Annotated in this window: 12 protein-coding genes; 8 read left to right on the top strand and 4 right to left on the bottom strand. The window is 74.3% G+C overall.

Going from position 1 to position 17,314, the window contains the following annotated elements; all coding sequences use genetic code 11:
- Positions 1–56: 56 nt before the first annotated feature.
- The 4 genes from gatC (at position 57) to ACVMYR_RS07875 (ending at position 5,822) form a co-directional block, all read left to right on the top strand.
- Positions 57–362, top strand: a complete 306-nt coding sequence (gatC, locus tag ACVMYR_RS07890) for an Asp-tRNA(Asn)/Glu-tRNA(Gln) amidotransferase subunit GatC (protein WP_007075103.1) — start codon at positions 57–59, stop codon at positions 360–362.
- Positions 359–1,834: an Asp-tRNA(Asn)/Glu-tRNA(Gln) amidotransferase subunit GatA gene (gene gatA / locus ACVMYR_RS07885; protein ID WP_077936556.1), complete on the top strand. Its 1,476-nt coding sequence runs from the start codon at positions 359–361 to the stop codon at positions 1,832–1,834. Before gatC ends, gatA begins: the two co-directional genes overlap by 4 nt.
- A 13-nt stretch (positions 1,835–1,847) precedes the next feature.
- The gene (gene gatB, locus ACVMYR_RS07880; protein WP_457121442.1) at positions 1,848–3,344 is read left to right on the top strand and encodes an Asp-tRNA(Asn)/Glu-tRNA(Gln) amidotransferase subunit GatB; all 1,497 of its coding nucleotides are present in this window, start codon (positions 1,848–1,850) and stop codon (positions 3,342–3,344) included.
- Between the two features lie 120 nt (positions 3,345–3,464).
- The gene (locus ACVMYR_RS07875) at positions 3,465–5,822 is read left to right on the top strand and encodes a transketolase-like TK C-terminal-containing protein (RefSeq protein ID WP_457121441.1); all 2,358 of its coding nucleotides are present in this window, start codon (positions 3,465–3,467) and stop codon (positions 5,820–5,822) included.
- 556 nt (positions 5,823–6,378) lie between these two features.
- On the opposite strand, the gene ACVMYR_RS07870 is transcribed toward ACVMYR_RS07875, so the two are convergent.
- Both ACVMYR_RS07870 and ACVMYR_RS07865 read right to left on the bottom strand, forming a co-directional pair.
- On the bottom strand, positions 6,379–7,905 hold the full coding sequence (locus ACVMYR_RS07870) for a metallophosphoesterase (protein WP_077936560.1): 1,527 nt from the start codon (positions 7,903–7,905) through the stop codon (positions 6,379–6,381).
- Between the two features lie 71 nt (positions 7,906–7,976).
- Positions 7,977–9,149 (bottom strand): PQQ-dependent sugar dehydrogenase, encoded by a 1,173-nt coding sequence (locus ACVMYR_RS07865; RefSeq protein ID WP_457121440.1) that lies wholly within the window; start codon positions 9,147–9,149, stop codon positions 7,977–7,979.
- A 63-nt stretch (positions 9,150–9,212) separates the two neighbouring features.
- On the opposite strand from ACVMYR_RS07865, the gene ACVMYR_RS07860 reads away from it, so the two are divergent.
- Entirely contained in the window at positions 9,213–10,139 is a 927-nt protein-coding gene (locus ACVMYR_RS07860; protein ID WP_431892561.1) for a 2-hydroxyacid dehydrogenase, read from the top strand.
- A 23-nt stretch (positions 10,140–10,162) separates the two neighbouring features.
- On the opposite strand, the gene ACVMYR_RS07855 is transcribed toward ACVMYR_RS07860, so the two are convergent.
- A complete protein-coding gene (locus ACVMYR_RS07855; RefSeq protein ID WP_077936563.1) occupies positions 10,163–10,537 on the bottom strand; it encodes a PH domain-containing protein in 375 nt (124 codons plus the stop codon).
- A gap of 289 nt (positions 10,538–10,826) precedes the next feature.
- On the opposite strand from ACVMYR_RS07855, the gene ACVMYR_RS07850 reads away from it, so the two are divergent.
- On the top strand, positions 10,827–13,478 hold the full coding sequence (locus ACVMYR_RS07850; protein WP_457121439.1) for a putative bifunctional diguanylate cyclase/phosphodiesterase: 2,652 nt from the start codon (positions 10,827–10,829) through the stop codon (positions 13,476–13,478).
- Between the two features lie 33 nt (positions 13,479–13,511).
- On the opposite strand, the gene ACVMYR_RS07845 is transcribed toward ACVMYR_RS07850, so the two are convergent.
- A complete protein-coding gene (locus ACVMYR_RS07845; RefSeq protein ID WP_043962251.1) occupies positions 13,512–14,531 on the bottom strand; it encodes a LacI family DNA-binding transcriptional regulator in 1,020 nt (339 codons plus the stop codon).
- A gap of 304 nt (positions 14,532–14,835) precedes the next feature.
- On the opposite strand from ACVMYR_RS07845, the gene ACVMYR_RS07840 reads away from it, so the two are divergent.
- Together ACVMYR_RS07840 and ACVMYR_RS07835 are read left to right on the top strand one after the other, a co-directional pair.
- Positions 14,836–16,119, top strand: coding sequence for an ABC transporter substrate-binding protein (locus ACVMYR_RS07840; protein ID WP_077936564.1), 1,284 nt, complete (start codon positions 14,836–14,838; stop codon positions 16,117–16,119).
- Between the two features lie 139 nt (positions 16,120–16,258).
- Positions 16,259–17,266 carry a carbohydrate ABC transporter permease gene (locus tag ACVMYR_RS07835; RefSeq protein ID WP_043962254.1) on the top strand — a complete coding sequence of 336 codons (1,008 nt, stop codon included), beginning with the start codon at positions 16,259–16,261 and terminating at the stop codon, positions 17,264–17,266.
- Positions 17,267–17,314 lie beyond the last annotated feature (48 nt).

The raw sequence follows: 17,314 nt of genomic DNA, 5'->3' as shown, positions 1-17,314 counted from the left end.
CCCGGCGCGCGGCAAGCCACCGCCAGATGCAGCAGGACAGCCAGAAGGGGGCACTGATGGCCGCCATCTCCCGCGAGGAGGTCGCGCACCTGGCGCGACTGTCGCGGCTCGCCGTCACGGAGGAGGAGCTGGACACCTTCGCCGGCCAGCTCGACACGATCCTCCAGGCGGTCGCCCAGGTCGGCGAGGTCGCCGCGGCGGACATCCCGCCGACGTCCCACTCCGTGCCGTTGACCAACGTGCTGCGCGAGGACGTGGTGGTGCCCGGCCTGACCCCGGCCGAGGCCCTGTCGGGCGCGCCCGACGCCGAGGAGCAGCGGTTCCGCGTCCCGCGGATCCTGGACGAGGATGTGGCGTCATGACCGACCTGACCAAGCTGACCGCCGTCGAGATCGCCGGCCTCGTCGCCGGCGGCCAGACCTCGGCCGTCGAGGTGACCCAGGCCCACCTGGACCGCATCGCCGCCGTCGACGACCGGGTGAACGCCTTCCTGCACGTCGATGCCGACGGCGCGCTCGCCGCCGCCCGCGCCGTCGACGAGCGCCGGGCCGCCGGTGAGGAACTCGGCCCCCTCGCGGGCGTGCCGGTCGCCGTCAAGGACGTGCTCACCACCAAGGGCGTGCCGACCACCGTCGGGTCGAAGATCCTGGAAGGCTGGCGCCCGCCGTACGACGCGACGATCGTGCAGCGGCTGCGCGCCGCCGGCACGGTGATGCTCGGCAAGACCAACATGGACGAGTTCGCGATGGGCTCCTCCACGGAATACTCGGCGTACGGGCCGACCCGCAACCCGTGGGACACCGACCGCATCCCCGGCGGCTCCGGTGGCGGCAGCGCCGCCGCGCTCGCCGCGTACGAGGCGCCCCTGGCCATCGGCTCGGACACCGGCGGCTCGATCCGCCAGCCGGGCGCGGTCACCGGCACCGTCGGCGCGAAGCCCACCTACGGCGGCACCTCCCGCTACGGCCTGGTGGCGTTCTCCTCCTCGCTGGACACCCCCGGCCCGTGCGCGCGTACGGTGCTCGACGCGGCGCTGCTGCACGCGGCCATCGGCGGCCACGACCCGCGCGACTCCACCTCCATCCCGCAGCCGGTGCCCGACGTGGTGGCCGCCGCCCGACTCGGCGCGACCGGCGACCTGACCGGCGTGAAGCTGGGCGTGGTCACCGAGTTCTCCGGCGAGGGCGCGGAGCCGGGCGTCGCGGCGGCGTTCCGCGACTCCGTCGACGCCCTGGCCAAGCTCGGCGCGGAGATCGTCGAGGTGTCCTGCCCCCACTTCAAGTACGCGCTGCCGGCGTACTACCTGATCGCCCCGAGCGAGTGCTCCTCGAACCTGGCCCGCTTCGACGGCGTCCGGTTCGGGCTGCGCGAGGGCGACGACGGCAACCGGTCTCTCGAAGAGGTCATGTCGCTGACCCGGGACGCCGGCTTCGGCCCCGAGGTCAAGCGCCGGATAATGCTCGGCACGTACGCGCTCTCCTCGGGCTACTACGACGCCTACTACGGGCAGGCGCAGAAGGTCCGCACCCTGATCACCCGCGACTTCACCGCCGCGTTCGAGCGGGTCGACGCGCTGATCTCGCCGACCACCCCGTTCGTGGCGTTCCCGATCGGCGCGCGCACCTCCGACCCGTACCAGATGTACCTGGCCGACCTGTACACCATCCCGACCAACCTGTACGGCGGGCCGGGCATCTCGGTGCCGTGCGGCCTCTCCGACGGGCTGCCGGTCGGCCTGCAGGTCATGGCCCCCACGATGGCCGACGACCGGATGTACCGGGTCGCCGCCGCGCTGGAGTCCGCGGTCGGCACGTTCACCCCACCGGCACTGTGAGGCAGGAGCACCGATGACCACGACGACCTTGCCCGCGTACGACGACGTCGTCGCCCGCTACGAGCCGGTGATCGGCCTGGAGACCCACGTCGAGCTGGGCACGAACACCAAGATGTTCTGCGGCTGCCCGACGGACTTCGGCGGCGAGCCCAACACCCGGGTCTGCCCGGTCTGCCTGGGCCTGCCCGGGTCGCTGCCGGTGGCCAACAAGGCGGCGATCGAGGCGACGATCCGGATCGGCCTCGCGCTCAACTGCTCGATCGCCTCGTGGTGCCGGTTCGCCCGGAAGAACTACTTCTACCCGGACATGCCGAAGAACTTCCAGATCAGCCAGTACGACGAGCCGCTCTGCGTCGACGGCTACCTCGACGTCGAGGTGGGCGGCGAGCTGGTGCGCATCGGCATCGAGCGGGTGCACCTGGAGGAGGACACCGGCAAGACCCTGCACGTGGGCGGGGCCACCGGCCGCATCCACGGCGCGACGGAGTCGCTGGTCGACTACAACCGGGCCGGCATCCCGCTGGTGGAGATCGTCACCAAGCCGGTCCCCGGGACCGGGGCGCTGGCCCCCGAGGTGGCCCGCGCGTACGTCACCGAGCTGCGTGACGTGATCCGTTCGCTGGGCGTCTCCGACGTGCGGATGGAGGAGGGGTCGCTGCGCTGCGACGTCAACACCTCCCTCAACCTGCCCGGCCAGGAGTGGGGCACCCGCACCGAGACCAAGAACGTCAACTCGCTGCGCTCGGTGGAGCGGGCCGTCCGGTCGGAGATGCTGCGGCAGGCGTCGGTGCTCGACGCGGGCGGCCGGATCACCCAGGAGACGCGCCACTTCCACGAGGACACCGGCGACACCACCCCGGGCCGGTCGAAGGAGACCGCGACGGACTACCGCTACTTCCCGGAGCCGGACCTGGTGCCGCTCGCCCCGGACGCCGCCTGGGTGGCCGAGCTGAAGGCGGCCCTGCCGGAGCTGCCCCGGCTGCACCGCCGCCGCCTCCAGGAGCAGTGGGGCCTGTCCGACGCCGACATGCAGTCGGTGCTCAACGCGGGCGCGGTCGAGCTGATCGAGGCGACCGTCGCCGCCGGGGCCACCCCCGTCGCCGCCCGCAAGTGGTGGCTGGGCGAGCTGTCCCGCCGGGCCAACGAGACGGGCGTGGAGCTGGCCGACGTCGGGGCCACCCCGGCGCAGGTCGCCGAGCTGCAGGGCCTCGTCGACGCGGGCAAGCTCAACGACAAGCTGGCCCGCAGCGTCCTGGAGGGCGTGGTGGCCGGCGAGGGCTCGCCGACGGAGATCATGACCGCCCGGGGCCTGGAGGTCGTCTCCGACACCGGCGCGCTGACCGCCGCCGTGGACGAGGCGATCGCCGCCAACCCGGACATCGCCGAGAAGATCCGCAGCGGCAAGGTCGCGGCGGCGGGCGCGCTGGTCGGCGCGGTCATGAAGACCACCCGCGGCCAGGCCGACGCGAAGACGGTCCGCGAGCTGATCCTCTCCCGCCTCGGCGCCTGAGACGCAAGGAGGGGGCCCTTGTTAACGCTTTCTGTATAGGAAGGGCCCCCTCCTAACACCCGCACCCCCACCCCCACCCCCTCGCGAGGCGTCAACGGCGACGCCCGGATGGAGCACCCCGTGAACCAGCACGACCTCGACGTCCTCGACGAGATCCAGCGCCGGGTGCTCTGGCTCGCCACCCGCACCGTCGACGCGGCCAACCACGACCGGGACACCGGCGACGGGGTGAAGGTCGGCGGGCACCAGGCGTCCAGCGCGTCGCTGGTCACGGCCATGACCGCGCTGTGGTTCGCGCACCTCGACGCCGCCGACCGGGTCGCGGTGAAGCCGCACGCCTCGCCGGTGTTCCACGCGATTCAATACCTGCTCGGCAACCTCGACCGGTCCTACCTGACGCGGCTGCGCGCCCGGGGTGGCCTCCAGTCGTACCCGTCGCGCACGAAGGACCCCGACGGCGTCGACTTCTCCACCGGCTCCGTCGGCCTCGGCGCCGCCGCGCCGCTGTTCGCCGCCGTCACCCGCCGGTACGTCGACGCGCACTTCGGCGCGCGCCCCCGCTCCCGGTTCGTGGCGCTGATCGGCGACGCCGAGCTGGACGAGGGCAACATCTGGGAGGCCGTCGCCGACCCCGCCACCACGGGCCTGGGCAACGTGATGTGGCTGGTCGACTTCAACCGGCAGTCCCTCGACCGGGTCGTGCCCGGGGTGCGGATCAACCAGTGGCGCGGCCAGTTCGAGGCCGCCGGCTGGCACGTCGTCGAGGTCAAGTACGGCCGCCGGCTCGCGCAGGCGTACGCGCGGCCGGGCGGGGAGGCGCTGCGCGACTGGATCGACGCGATGCCCAACGAGCAGTACCAGTCGCTGTTCGGGCTGGCCGGGCCGGCACTGCGGGAGCGGTTCTGCGACGGCGCGCCGGCCGGCATCGCCGAGCTGATCGCCGACGTCACCGACGACGAACTGGCCCCGCTGGTCACCGACCTGGGCGGGCACGACCTGCAGGCGATGCTCGACGCGTACGCCCAGTGCGACGCGGTCACCGACCGGCCCAGCGTCGTCTTCGCGTACACCGTGAAGGGTTGGGGGTTGCCCATCGCCGGCAATCCCCGCAACCATTCGGCGCTGCTCACCACCGCGCAGGTCGACGAGCTGCGCGCGGCCCACGGCCTGACCCCCGCCACCGAGTGGGACCGCCTCGACCCGGCGTCGCCGGCCGGCATCCGGGCCGGCGCGCGCCGGGAGGCGCTGTCCCGACCGCCGGCCGGGCGGGCGCTGCCGGTCGCCGTTCCGGAAACCACGAGGGTACGCGCGAACCGGCCCGTCTCCACCCAGGAGGTCTTCGGTCGGGTGCTGGTGGAGCTGGCCCGCGACGAGGGCGTCGCCCCCTACCTGGTGACCACCGCGCCCGACGTGGCCACCTCGACGAACCTCGCCGGGTTCATCAACAAGACGGGGGTGTTCGCCCCGACCGAGCAGCGGTCCTGGACGGAGGACCGGATGCTGCGCTGGACCGAGAGCCCCGCTGGGCAGCACATCGAGCTGGGCATCTCGGAGATGAACCTGTTCCTGCTGCTCGGCCAGCTCGGCCTGTCGTGGGACCTGTCGGGGCAGCCGCTGCTGCCGGTCGGCACCGTCTACGACCCGTTCGTGCTGCGCGGCCTCGACGCGTTCCTCTACGGCACCTACTCGGGTTCCCGGTTCGTGGTCGCCGGCACCCCGTCGGGCATCACCCTGGCTCCCGAGGGCGGCGCGCACCAGTCCACGATCACCGCGTCGGTGGGGCTGGAGCTGCCCGGGGTGACGTTCGTCGAGCCCGCGTACGCGGCCACCCTCGACTGGCTGCTCTGCGACGCCCTCGGGCAGATCGCCGCCGGGGGCACGCCGGCCAGCACGGCCGCGCCGGTCGAGGACGGGGCGTACTACTTCCGGCTCAGCACCCGCCCGATCGACCAGGCGCCCTTCGAGGCGGCGCGGGCGCGGCTCGGCGACGCGGTGCTGCGCCGGCAGGCGGTCGCCGGGGCGTACCGGCTGGTCGACGCGCACGCGGCGCACCCGGAGCTGGCCGACGCGCCGGTGGTGCAGCTCGCCGCCTCCGGCGCGGTGCTGCCGGAGGTGCTGGCCGCCGCCGCCGAACTGGCCGAGGAGGGCGTGGCCGCGCACGTGGTGGACGTGACCAGCCTGGACCGGCTCTACCGGGCGTGGCAGCGCACCCTGCGCCAGGGGGTGCGGACGGCCACCGTGCCGAGCGTGCCGGGGGCGCTGCGGTCGGCGTTCGTCGACCGGGTGCCGGTGGTGACGGTGCACGACGCGGCCTCGCACGCGATGGCCTGGCTCGGCTCGGCCGTCGGCGCCCCGGCGGTGCCGCTCGGCGTGGACGAGTTCGGCCAGTCGGGCAGCGTCCGCGAGCTGTACGAGCTGCACGACCTGCTGCCCGGGAGCATCGTCAACGCGGCCCTGGCCGCCCTCTCGCTGCGCTGACCCCCGCCCCGCCCTCCGCTGGCTTCCGTCGCCGCGCCCGCTGCCGCCCGCTGCCCCGCGCCGGTCCCGCCGGCCGCGCCGGTCCTACCCCTAACGGGCTGCGGTTCGTTGCGCTCCGTGGTCAGTGCCGCTCTGTAGCTTTCCGTGACCTTCTCCGTCGGCCTCACCTCACCTTGCCCTCCCTTTGCTCTGCACCCATCGACGCAACACTGCCGCTGATTTGCGGAAACGGTTGACACTCCCCGATCGACCTCTGGTGGGGTGATTGCCGAGGGTGACTGTTGCGTCGATGGGTGCAGAGCAAAGGAGGCGACGGGGTGGGTCGACAGGCGCTGCTCGGTGACACACTGTCACGGTTGACCATGGCTTCGTAGGTCCGCAGCAGGTCCGCGGTATGCCTGCGGCAGGTCCGCGGCCCGCAGGTCGGGGGCCCGCTGCCCCGTACCGGCCGGGCCCGTGCTGCCCCGTACCGACGGCCCGCGCGGGCGCTCGGGCGGCGAGGGCAGCGGAGCGGCGGGGGTGAGTGGGGGCGAGCGGGGTGGGCGGGGTGGCCGGGTCAGCGGGTCGGGGTCGGGGTGACCGGCACCTGGTCGCCGGCCTTCGGGTTCTGCACCACGTGCCGCTCCAGGTTGACCTGCGCCTGGCCGGTGCCGCCGACGGTGATGTCGTCGTACGCCTGGAGCAGTTTCTCCTTGTCGAAGTAGAGCACCGTCATCGACAGCGGGGTGGGCTTCTCGCCCTCCAGGCCGCGCAGCCCCGCGCCGCCGGTGGACCCCTCCACCATCAGCTGCGTCGGCATCTGGCCCGGCGCCTGCGGCAGCTTGGAGACCTGCCGGGCGTGGGTGTGCCCGGCGAGCACCAGGGGACAGGTGCCCGACAGCGGCCCCGCCGACGCCGGGTCGTGCACCAGCGCGATGTTCACCGGCTTGGGCGAGTTGCGGACCGTGGTGGCGAGCTGTTCACCGGCCCCGATCACCTGGTCGGCCACCTCGCTGGTGAGGCCGCTGCCGGCCGGCGAGGTCTCCTTGTCGGGGGTGAACCGGGGGTCGCCGATGCCGGCGATGGTCAGCCCGGCGACGGTGGTGGTCGAGTTGTTCAGCACGATCGCGTTGGGCTGCTGGGCCACCGCCGCGGCCGTCTTGCCCGAGTCGTGGTTGCCCCGGATGTAGACGTACGGCTTCTTGAGCAGCCCGATCGAGCCGACGAACGACGCCTCCGGCTCGCTGCCCCAGTCGGTGATGTCGCCGGTGTCGATCACCACGTCGATGCCGAACTGCTCCACGACCGTGCGGATGAGCTGCCACCCGGTCGGGTTGAGGTGCATGTCGGAGACGTGCAGGACCCGGGTGGTGCCGGGGGCCGGCTCGTACACCGGCAGGGCGGAGACGGTGGTGTAGAGCTGGCTGACGTTGCCGACGAGGCGCTGGAGCTGCTCGGCGTACTTCGTGTAGTCGTTGGCGATCCGGCGGGCGTCACCGACGATCGCGGGGGCGTTGACCAGCAGCCCCTCGTACCGGGGCTCCTCGATCGCCTGCGGGCGGATGGTGGACGCGGCGAGGCCGAGGCTGCCGGCGGTGACCAGCAGCGACAGCCCGCCCGCCCAGGCGGTGCGCCGGGTGTCGCGGAACACCAGCCCGGCGAGGATGAGGGTGACCAGCACGGCCGCGCCGACGGTGCGCAGCCCGAGGCGCAGCACCCCGTTGCGGACGTCGGTGACGGCGGACTGGCTGGCCCGGCTGATGCTCGCCGGGTCGTCGATCAGCGCCTCGGTGCGCCGCTGGTCGAGGGCCCCGAGGCCGACGGTGAGGTGGGTGGGCCCGTCGTGGCTGTCGAGCTGGAGCGCGCCCAGCGGCGGGATGTCGACGGTGGTGCCGCCCTCCAGCGACGGGGTGAGGCTCAGCTCCGCGCGGAACGGCCCGATGTCGGTGTGCACCCGCCCGCCGGCGAGGGTGCCGATGACCGCCCCGGCCAGGGAGATCACCAGGACGGCGAGGACCACCCCCAGCCGCCGGACCCGGCCGCGCCCGGCCGTGCGGGGCGCGGCTTCGCCGGCGCTGCGCTCTTCGTTCTCCTGCCCGTCCATGCTGAGATTCTGACCTGCCCAGTGAAGGATCTTGGCAAACCCGGGATTCCGGCCCTGCTGGCGGCGGCGGGTCAGCTGCGGCCTGCGCCGCCGTCGGTGAAGACGAGACGCAGGATCCGGTCGTCCTCGGGGGCCGGCTGGCCCCGCCCGTCGTGGTTGGAGGTGGTGACCCAGACCGACCCGTCGGGGGCGGCGACCGCGCCGCGCAGCCGGCCGTACCGGCGGGTGAGCAGCTCCCGGGGCTGGCCGAGCACCGTGCCGGTGTCGGTCAGCTCGACCAGCCACAGCCGCTGCCCGCGCAGGCAGGCGGTGACCAGCAGCCGGTCGGTCGCCGCGAGGCCCGAGCAGGAGGCGTCGGTGGTGCGCCACTGCACCAGCGGGTCGGCGTACCGCCGGTCGTCGGCCTGGCCCTCGACCTGGGGCCAGCCGTAGTTGCCGCCCTTGGTGATCTGGTTGATCTCGTCCCAGGTGTTCTGGCCGAACTCGACGGCGTACATCCGCTTGCCGGCGTCCCAGGCCAGGCCCTGCACGTTGCGGTGGCCCAGGGACCAGACGGGGGAGCCGGCGAACGGGTTGCCCGGGGCCGGCTTGCCGGCGGTGGTGATCCGCAGGATCTTGCCGCCCAGGTTCTTCTGGTCCTGCGCGGCCTCCCGGTTGCCGGCGTCGCCGGTGCTCGCGTAGAGGAAGCCGTCCGGCCCGAAGGCGAGCCCGCCGCCGTTGTGGATGCCGGCCTTGGGGATGCCCGTCAGGATCGGGGTGGGCGCCCCGTCCAGGTCCAGCTTGACGATGCGGTTGTCGTTCTCGGCGGTGTGGTAGACGAAGATCGTCTGGTCGGTCGCGTAGGTGGGGGAGACCGCGATCCCCATCAGCCCGCCCTCGCCGCCGGGCACCACGCCGGGCACCGTCCGCACCGCCGTGACCGTCAGCCCGCCGCGCAAGGAACCGGGGCCGACCTGGAGGATCCGGCCGCTGTCCCGCTCGGTGACCAGCGCGCCGCCGTCGGGCAGGAACGCCATGCCCCACGGCACCCGCAGCCCCTTGGCCAGCACCGTGGTGACCACCTGCGGGCCGGCCCCGGCGGGCGCGGAGACCGACGGGGTGGGCAGGTTGGGCGGCTCGCCGGCCGGGTCCGGCTCCGGCTCGCCGAAGCTGCACCCGGCGGCGGCCAGCAGCAGCGCCGCGCAGGACGCCGCGACGACCGCCCGCAGCGGGCTCTTGCGGGGGTACGGGGCTCCGGTGCTCACCCGGCCCAGCCTAGCCGCCCGGCGGTGCCGTCACGGGGCCCGCACCGGCTATCGTCGGCGTCCGTGAAGGTATGGATTCCGCACCCCGCCGGCCGCGCCCTCCTCGGCGAGGTGCCGCCCGGGGTCACCGTCGAGGTGGCCGAGGACCCGTCGCGGCTGCCCTCCGAGGTGGCCGGCGTCCGGTTCTGGGTGCCGCCGTTCCTCTCCGGCGTGGACGCCACCGCCCTGCTCGGGAGGTTGCCCGACCTGCGGGTGGTGCAGCTCCTCTCGGCCGGCGCGGACGCCTGGGCGGGCCGGGTGCCGCCCGGGGTGACGCTCTGCGACGCGCGCGGCGTGCACGACGTCGGCACGGCCGAGTGGGTGGTCGCCGCGATCCTGTCCCAGGTGCGCGGCTTCCCCGCCTTCGCCCTCGCCCAGTCCCGCCGCGAGTGGGCCTACGACCGGCTCTGCCCGACCGACGAGCTGGCCGGCAAGCGGGTGCTGATCGTCGGGGCGGGCTCGATCGGCGCGGCGGTGCGGGCCCGGCTCGCCCCGTTCGAGGTGACGTTCACCCTGGTCGCCCGCACGCCGCGTCCCGCCGAGGGGGTGCACGGGGTCGACGAGCTGCCGGCGCTGCTGCCCGAGGCCGACGTGGTGGTGGTGCTGGTGCCGCTGACCGACGCGACGCGCGGCCTGGTCGACGAGAAGTTCCTCGCCGCGATGCCCGACGGCGCGCTGCTGGTCAACGCCGCGCGCGGCCCGGTGGCCCGCACCGACGCGCTGGTCGCCGAGCTGGCGACCGGGCGGCTGCGGGCCGCGCTGGACGTCACCGACCCGGAGCCGCTGCCCGCCGACCACCCGCTGTGGGAGCTGCCGAACGTGCTGCTGACCCCGCACGTCGCCGGCTCGGTGCGCGGGCTGCTGCCCCGGGCGTACCGGCTGGTGGCCGAGCAGGTCCGGCGCTTCGCCGCGGGGGAGCCGCTGGTGAACGCGGTGTCGGACGGCTACTGACCGGCCGGCCCACGGCGGTGGGGTCAGGCGGCCGGGCCGGGCAGGTTCTGGCCGGTGGCCGCGACGAGCCGGGGCAGTTCGCTGCCGCGCACCCCGGGCAGCACGAGCAGCTCGCCGTCGTCGAGCCGGGCGACCGCCCGCCCCCGGGCGTCGGCGCCCAGCTCGACGACCCGGTCCCAGGCGACCCGGCGCTGCCCGGCCAGCGCCCGCAGGCGCAGCTCCCGGGCGTCGGCCTCGGTGCCGGCCCGCCAGGCCCAGACCCCGATCGCCAGCGGGACGAGCAGCACGGGCACGAAATACCACCCGGCGCTGGCCAGCGGCAGGGCCCCGATGAAGGCGATCACCGCCGCGACCAGGATCGCCTGGTTGTGGCGGAAGCGGACGGTCTCGGTACGCACCCGGAGATGATCCCACCCGGCCGGTGTGACCCGCCGGCCGGGCGGCGGATGGCCGGCGGGGGGCAGTGACCCGAATCACGCCCACCCGGTCCGCCGCGTCCGCGTCCGGCGGTGACGATGAATCGTTCTCCCGTGTTGGGCGCGTTCACCCGCCGCGCCATGCCATGCCGCTGGCGGGCCCGTCCACCGGGCGGCACCGCCCCTCATCCCGGCCCGGCGACCGCAACCGCCGTGCCGGGACGCACCGCCGTACCGCATCCGCCCGTGCCCCCTCACGAAGGCGACCGCCGTGCCCGTCGCGTACCCCTCAGGTGTTCCCCGCCTGCGCCCCGCCGACCTGCTGGTGCTGGCGGCGGTGGCGCTGCTCGTCCTCGCCGGGCTGGCCGGCGCGGTCCCGCCGCTGGCCGTGGTGGCGCTCGCCGGGGCCGCCGGCAGCGCCCTCGCCGGGGCCCGGCTGTCCCGGCTGGTCGTCCCGGCCCGGGGCGGTGACCCCGCCGGGGACGACGTCGCGCGACCCGGCCCGTGGCGTGGCCCGCGGGTGCGGCCCGCCGCCGGGCTGCTCCACGCGGCGGTGCTCTCCGTCGGGCTGACCGTCGCGGTGCTGCCGCTGGTCGCCGCCGGACTGCGCGTCGCCGTCGGCGCGGCGGGGCTCGGCCTCGCCGCCGTGCTGCACACCGTCGGGTTGCTCCTGCTGCCCGGCCGCACCCGGCTTGCGGCGCGCGCCCGGGTGCGCCACGCGACGGACATCGTCAGCCTGGGCCTGAGCCTGCACTTCGCCGCCTGGGTGCTGCTGCCGACGGAGCAGGCCCCGCTCGCCGCCCGGATCGCGGTGGCGTCCGGCGGGTTCGGCTTCGCGGCGGTCGGCGTGGCGGCCCTGGCCGACTGGCGACGCCGCCCGGGCGCGGCGGTCTGCCTCCTGGGCACCGGGGCCGCCCAGTTCGGCCTGCTCGCGCTGATCGTGCTGCTGGCCTACGGCGCGCCGGACCGCGCGGCCCTGGCGACCGTGCCGCCGCTGGTGGCCGGCGTGCTGCTCACCGCGGCCGGGGTCCGGCGGGTGGCCGCCGGCGACCCGAGGCGGGCGGGGGGCCCGCCGCCGGTCTGGCCCCGGGTCAGCGCGCCCGCGGGCATCGCCACCCTGGCCGCCGCCGGGCACCTGGCCGCGTACGGCCCGTTCAGCACCGGCATGGTCCTGCTCGGCCTCTCGGTGATCCCCCCGCTGGTCGTCCGGGAGCTGATCTCCGCAGCCGACAACCGTCGGTACGCCGGCCGGCTCGCCGCCCAGGAGGCGCACTTCCGCGCGCTGGTCTCCGGCGGCAACGACCTGATCCTGCTGCTGGACGACGCGCTGCGGGTGCGTTGGCAGTCCCCGGCGGCGGCCCGGCTCTTCGCCCTCACCGACGCGGACGTGCTCGGTCGGCACTTCGCCGACCTGCTGCACCCGGACGACGCGGGGCGGATCGCGCGGCTGCTCGACGGGGTGCTCGCCGGTGACCGGCCGACGCTGCTGCCGGCGCGGATGCGCGACGGGCGCGGGGCGTGGCGGGAGACCGAGTCGACGGTGAGCGACCAGCGCGGCGTGCCCGAGGTCCGCGCGCTCGTGCTGCACGTGCGCGACGTCGGCGAGCGTCGCCGGTTGGAACGCGCGGTGCACCAGTTGGCCGCGACCGACCAGCTCACCGGGCTGGCCAACCGGCGGGAGCTGCTGCGCGAGCTGCGCGCCCGCCGGGGCGGGTCGGGGGCGCTGCTGGTGGTCGACCTGCACGGCCTGGGCGCGGTCAACGACGGTCGCGGGCACGCGTTCGGCGACACGGTCGTGGTCGAGGTGGCCCGCCGGCTGCGGGCGGTGGCCGGCCCGGAGGACCTGGTGGCCCGGCTGGTGGGCGACGAGTTCGCGGTGCTCACCGACGTGGGCCCCGTGCTCGCGTACGGGCTGGGCACCCGGCTGCTGGCGGCGCTGGCGGAGCCGTACCGGATGGCGGGCGACGAGGAGGTCCGGTTGCAGGCGAACGTCGGCCTGGCCGAGGTCGGCGGCGTGGGGCCCGACGACGTGCTGCGCCAGGCGGACCTGGCCCGCCGCCGGGCCGCCCAGCTCGGGCGGGACCGCATCGAGTGGTACGACGCATACCTGGAGGAGCAGCTGGTGCGCCGGCTCGACCTGGAGCGGGAGCTGCCCGGCGCGGTGGCCCGGGGCGAGCTGGACCTGGTCTACCAGCCGGTGCTGGGGCTGGCCGACCGGCTGCCGGTGGGCACGGAGGCGCTGCTGCGCTGGCGTAGCCCGGTGCTGGGCACGGTGCTGCCGGCCGAGCTGCTGCCGGTCGCCGAGGACCTGGACCTGATCGGCGAGGTGGGCCGCTGGGTGCTGGACCGGGCGTGCCGTCAGCTCGCCGACTGGTCGGCCGGCGACCGACGGCTGTGGATGTCGGTGAACGTCACCCCGGGGGAGCTGACCGCGCCGGACTTCCTGCCCCGCACGGCGGCGGTGCTGGCCACACACGGGGTGCCGGCGGACCGGCTGGTGGTCGAGGTGGCCGAGCCCCGCGTCGGCCCGGAGCTGCCGGCGGTGGTGGCCCGGCTCGCCGGGCTGCGGTCGCTCGGCGTCCGCACGGCCCTGGACGGGTTCCGGGCCGAGCACGCCTCGCTGGCCCAGCTCCGCCGGCTCCCGGTCGACCTGTTGAAGCTGGCCCCGGCGGCGTCGTCCGCGCACCGACCCGACGCGGCCGGTGCGGGCGGGCCGGTGCGGCCGCCGCTGACCGACGTGGTGGTCGGCCTCGGCCAACGCCTCGGCCTGGAGGTCGTCGCGGCGGAGCTGGAGACCCCGGCGCAGGTGGACGCGGCGGCGCGGGCCGGCTGCCGGTACGGGCAGGGCCACGCGCTGGCCCGCCCGGCGACCGCCGAGCGGGTGGAGGCGTACTTCGAGGAGTTCCCGTCGGCGTCCCGGTGACCGCTTAACCGGTTCAGTCGACCCTGGCCCGGCTCACCGTGCCCGGGGTGGTGCCGTGCTGCCCCGGGGGGTGAGGTGCGCCGTCTCGCCCTGTACGCCGCTGACCGGCTCGCCCGCGATCACCTGGAGCAGCTGCCGGGCGGCGTGCGCGCCGTACGCGGGGATGTCCCGGCCCAGCGCCGTCAGCGGCGGGTGCACGAGCTGACACAGGGGCGAGTCGTCCCAGGCGACGATGGACAGGTCGCCGGGGACCGTCAGGCCCATCTCCTGGGCCACGGACAGGCCCGCCACCGCCATCACGTCGTTGTCGTAGATGACGGCGGTGGGGCGGTGCGGGGAGCTGAGCAGCCGCCGGGTGGCTCGGGCCCCCTCCTCGCCGGTGTAGTCCGACCAGACCGTGACCGACTCGTCGAGCCCGAGCCGGGCGCACACCTCGGTGAAGGCGTCGCTGCGGACCTCGGTGTGCAGCAGCGAGGGCAGGCCGCCGACCCGGGCGATGCGGCGGTGCCCCAGGGCGACCAGGTATTCCACGGTCTCGACCAGCGCCGTGGCGTCGTCGGACCAGACATGGGCCAGCCCGCCGGTGTGCCCGGGGCCGCCGATCACCACGGCCGGCAGTTGCAGCTCCTCCAGCGCCGGCACCCGCCGGTCGTCGGTGCGCAGGTCGCAGACGAAGACCCCGTCGACGCGGCGCTCGGCCCACCAGCGGCGGTAGACCGCGATCTCGGCGTCGGGGTCGGCGACCACCTGGAGGGTCAGCGCGTACGAGCGGGCGGACAGCTCGGCCTCGACGCCGCTGATCAGCTCCATGAAGAACGGCTCGATGCCGAGTATCCGGGCCGGGCGGCACAGGGCGAGGCCCACGGCGTTGGCGCTGGCGCCGGAGAGCGCCCGGGCGGCGCTGCTCGGGCTGAACCCGATCTCCGCGGCGATGGCCAGGATGCGCTGGCGGGTCGCCTCGGAGACGCCGGGCTGCCCGTTCAGCGCGTACGAGACCGCGCCCTTGGAGACCCCGGCCCGCCGCGCGACGTCGGCGATGGTCGGCCGCTTCACCGGCGTGTTCCTCCACTTGCTCGGCCCGCCCCGGGGCGGGTGCACGGTGCCGGGGTGGCCGGCGGCCCTCACGCTACTGCAACCGGGTGGGGCCGGCGGTCGGGGCCGGGCCCCGTGCGTGGCGTGGCCCCGGGGCTGCGCTTGCGCGGTTAAGCCTGCGCAGGACACCGAAAGGTTACGGAACAGGCACTCAGTTAACCGGCCGTTGACACTGGTGGGGTCGGCCCGTACGGTGGCGTCACTTATCCGGTTCAGTCAACGTCTCTCGATGTCGGGAGCGTTTCCATCTTGCTCGGAGGAAGACATGAGACGGTCCTGGAGCCACTGGGCCCGCGCGGTCGCCGTGGGGGCGGTCGGCCTGACCATGGTGGCCGCGTGCAGCGGCAGGAGCACCACCGGCGGTGACGACGCGGGTGGCGGCACGGTCACCCTGAAGATCAATTTCTGGGGCGACTTCGGGCTCCAGGACCTCAAGACCAAGTACGAGGCCGAGCACCCCAACGTCAAGATCCAGCTCAACTCGGGCGAGTACAACGCCCAGCACGAGGACCTGCAGAAGAAGCTGGTCGCCGGCTCGGGCGCGGCGGACATCGCCGCCATCGACGAGGGCTACGCCGTGCAGTTCCGCGGCCAGTCCGACAAGTTCGTCAACCTGCTCGACAAGGGCGCCGGGTCGCTCGAGAGCAAGTACCTGCCGTGGAAGTGGAAGCAGACGCTCTCCGCCGACGGCAAGACCCAGATCGGCCTCGGCACCGACGTCGGCGGCCTGGCCATGTGCTACCGCACCGACCTGTTCGCCGCCGCCGGGCTGCCCACCGACCGCGACCAGGTCTCCGCGCTGTGGCCCACCTGGGACAAGTTCATCGAGGTCGGCCAGCAGTACACCGGCAAGACCAAGAAGAAGTTCATCGACTCGGGCACGAACCTGTTCAACCCGATCCTCGGCCAGCAGCAGGTCGGCTTCTACACCGAGCAGGAGCAGCTCCAGATGGACGGCGGCCCGAAGGTCGCCTTCGACTACACCGTCAAGGCGCTCCAGGCCGACATCTCCGCCAAGCTCGTCAGCTTCCAGGCCGACTGGGACAAGGGCTTCACCAGCGGCGCGTTCGCCGTCCTCGCCTGCCCGGCGTGGATGCTCGGGCACATCAAGGAGACCGCCCCCGGCACCGAGGGCAAGTGGGACATCGCGGCCGTGCCCGGCGGCGGCGGCAACTGGGGCGGCTCGTTCCTGACCATCCCCAAGCAGAGCAAGAACGTCGACGAGGCGTACAAGCTGCTGGAGTGGCTGGTGCAGCCGGAGCAGCAGATCGAGATCTTCAAGAAGGTCGGCAACCTGCCGTCGCAGCCGGCCCTCTACGCCGACCCGGCGATCGCCGAGTTCAAGAACCCGTTCTTCAACGACGCCCCGGTCGGGCAGATCTTCCCGAAGATGGCGCAGGGCCTCACCCCGCAGTACCAGGGCAAGAAGAACGGCCCGACGCGGGTGAACGTGGAGAACGTCATCCGGCGGGTGGAGAACGGGACGCTCAAGCCGGACGCCGCCTGGGCCGAGGCGGTCAAGGAGGCCGAGAAGGCCAGCAAGTCCTGACGCCCCGGCGACCGGTGGCGGGGCGGCCCGGCCCCGCCACCGGTCGCCGCCCCGGCCTCCGCGTCGCCCCCGGCGCGGGGGCCGGGCAACGCCCTCCCCGACACCCCCGCACAGTCCGACCGGCCCTGGAGCGTCCCCCATGTCCACCACCCGCGCCGCGCCACCGTCCCCCCGCTCCGCGCCCGAGCGCGGCACCGGCGGATCCGGGGCCGACGAGCGGCGGCTCACCTGGCGCAACCGGCTGTACCGCTTCGACATGCGCTACATGCCGTACCTGATGATCGCGCCGTTCTTCCTGCTGTTCGCCGTCTTCGGCCTGTTCCCGCTGCTGTTCAACGGCGTGGTGTCGCTGCGCAACTACGAGCTGGACGACCCGACGCTGCCGTACTGGGCCGGGTTCGACAACTTCGCCCGGCTCGCCGGCGACGAGGACTTCTGGAACGCCCTCTACAACACCTTCGGCATCTTCCTGCTCTCCTCGCTGCCGCAGCTGCTGCTCGCCCTGGTGATCGCCTCGCTGCTCAACCGCAGGCTGCGCGCCCAGACCTGGTGGCGGGTCGGCATCCTGCTGCCGTACGTCACGCCGATCGTCGCCTCCACGATGGTGTTCAGCGTCTTCTTCTCCCGCGACTTCGGCATGGCCAACTGGCTGCTCGGCCCGTTCGGCGGGGGCGACGCCCCGATCGACTGGCGGGCCGACAAGCTGCACTCCTGGATCGCCGTCGCCACCATGGTCAACTGGAAGTGGATCGGCTACAACGCGCTGCTCTACCTCGCGGCGATGCAGTCCATCCCGCGCGACGTCTACGAGGCGGCGGCCATCGACGGCGCCGGCCCGTGGAAGCAGCTCTGGCGGATCACCGTGCCGATGATCCAGCCGGTCGTCGTGTTCACCGTCGTGCTCTCCACCATCGGCGGCCTCCAGTTGTTCACCGAGCCGATGCTGTTCGACCTCAACGCGCAGGCGGCCACCGGCGGCCCGAACGGCGAGTGGCAGACCATCGCCCAGCTCATCTACAAGGTGGGCTGGAAGGACCTCAACCTCGGCTACGCCGCCGCGATGTCCTGGGCCCTGTTCCTGATCATCCTCGTCGTCGCCGGCATCAACACCTGGCTGACGAGCCGCCTGTCCGGAGGGCGCAAATGAGTGTCGACACCGCGCCGCGGCCCGTGGAGCAGGCCCCCGCGCCCCGGG

Source organism: Micromonospora sp. PTRAS2 (genome assembly GCF_054052245.1).
The sequence above is the reverse complement of the archived record's forward strand: the minus strand, read 5'-3'. Positions and strand labels throughout refer to the sequence as shown.

Coding starts and splice junctions, on each gene's coding strand:
- gatA (WP_077936556.1), top strand. CDS start 359: ATGACCGACCTGACCAAGCTGACCGCCGTCGAGATCGCCGGCCTCGTC.
- ACVMYR_RS07840 (WP_077936564.1), top strand. CDS start 14,836: ATGAGACGGTCCTGGAGCCACTGGGCCCGCGCGGTCGCCGTGGGGGCG.
- ACVMYR_RS07870 (WP_077936560.1), bottom strand. CDS start 7,905: ATGGACGGGCAGGAGAACGAAGAGCGCAGCGCCGGCGAAGCCGCGCCC.
- ACVMYR_RS07835 (WP_043962254.1), top strand. CDS start 16,259: ATGTCCACCACCCGCGCCGCGCCACCGTCCCCCCGCTCCGCGCCCGAG.
- gatB (WP_457121442.1), top strand. CDS start 1,848: ATGACCACGACGACCTTGCCCGCGTACGACGACGTCGTCGCCCGCTAC.
- gatC (WP_007075103.1), top strand. CDS start 57: ATGGCCGCCATCTCCCGCGAGGAGGTCGCGCACCTGGCGCGACTGTCG.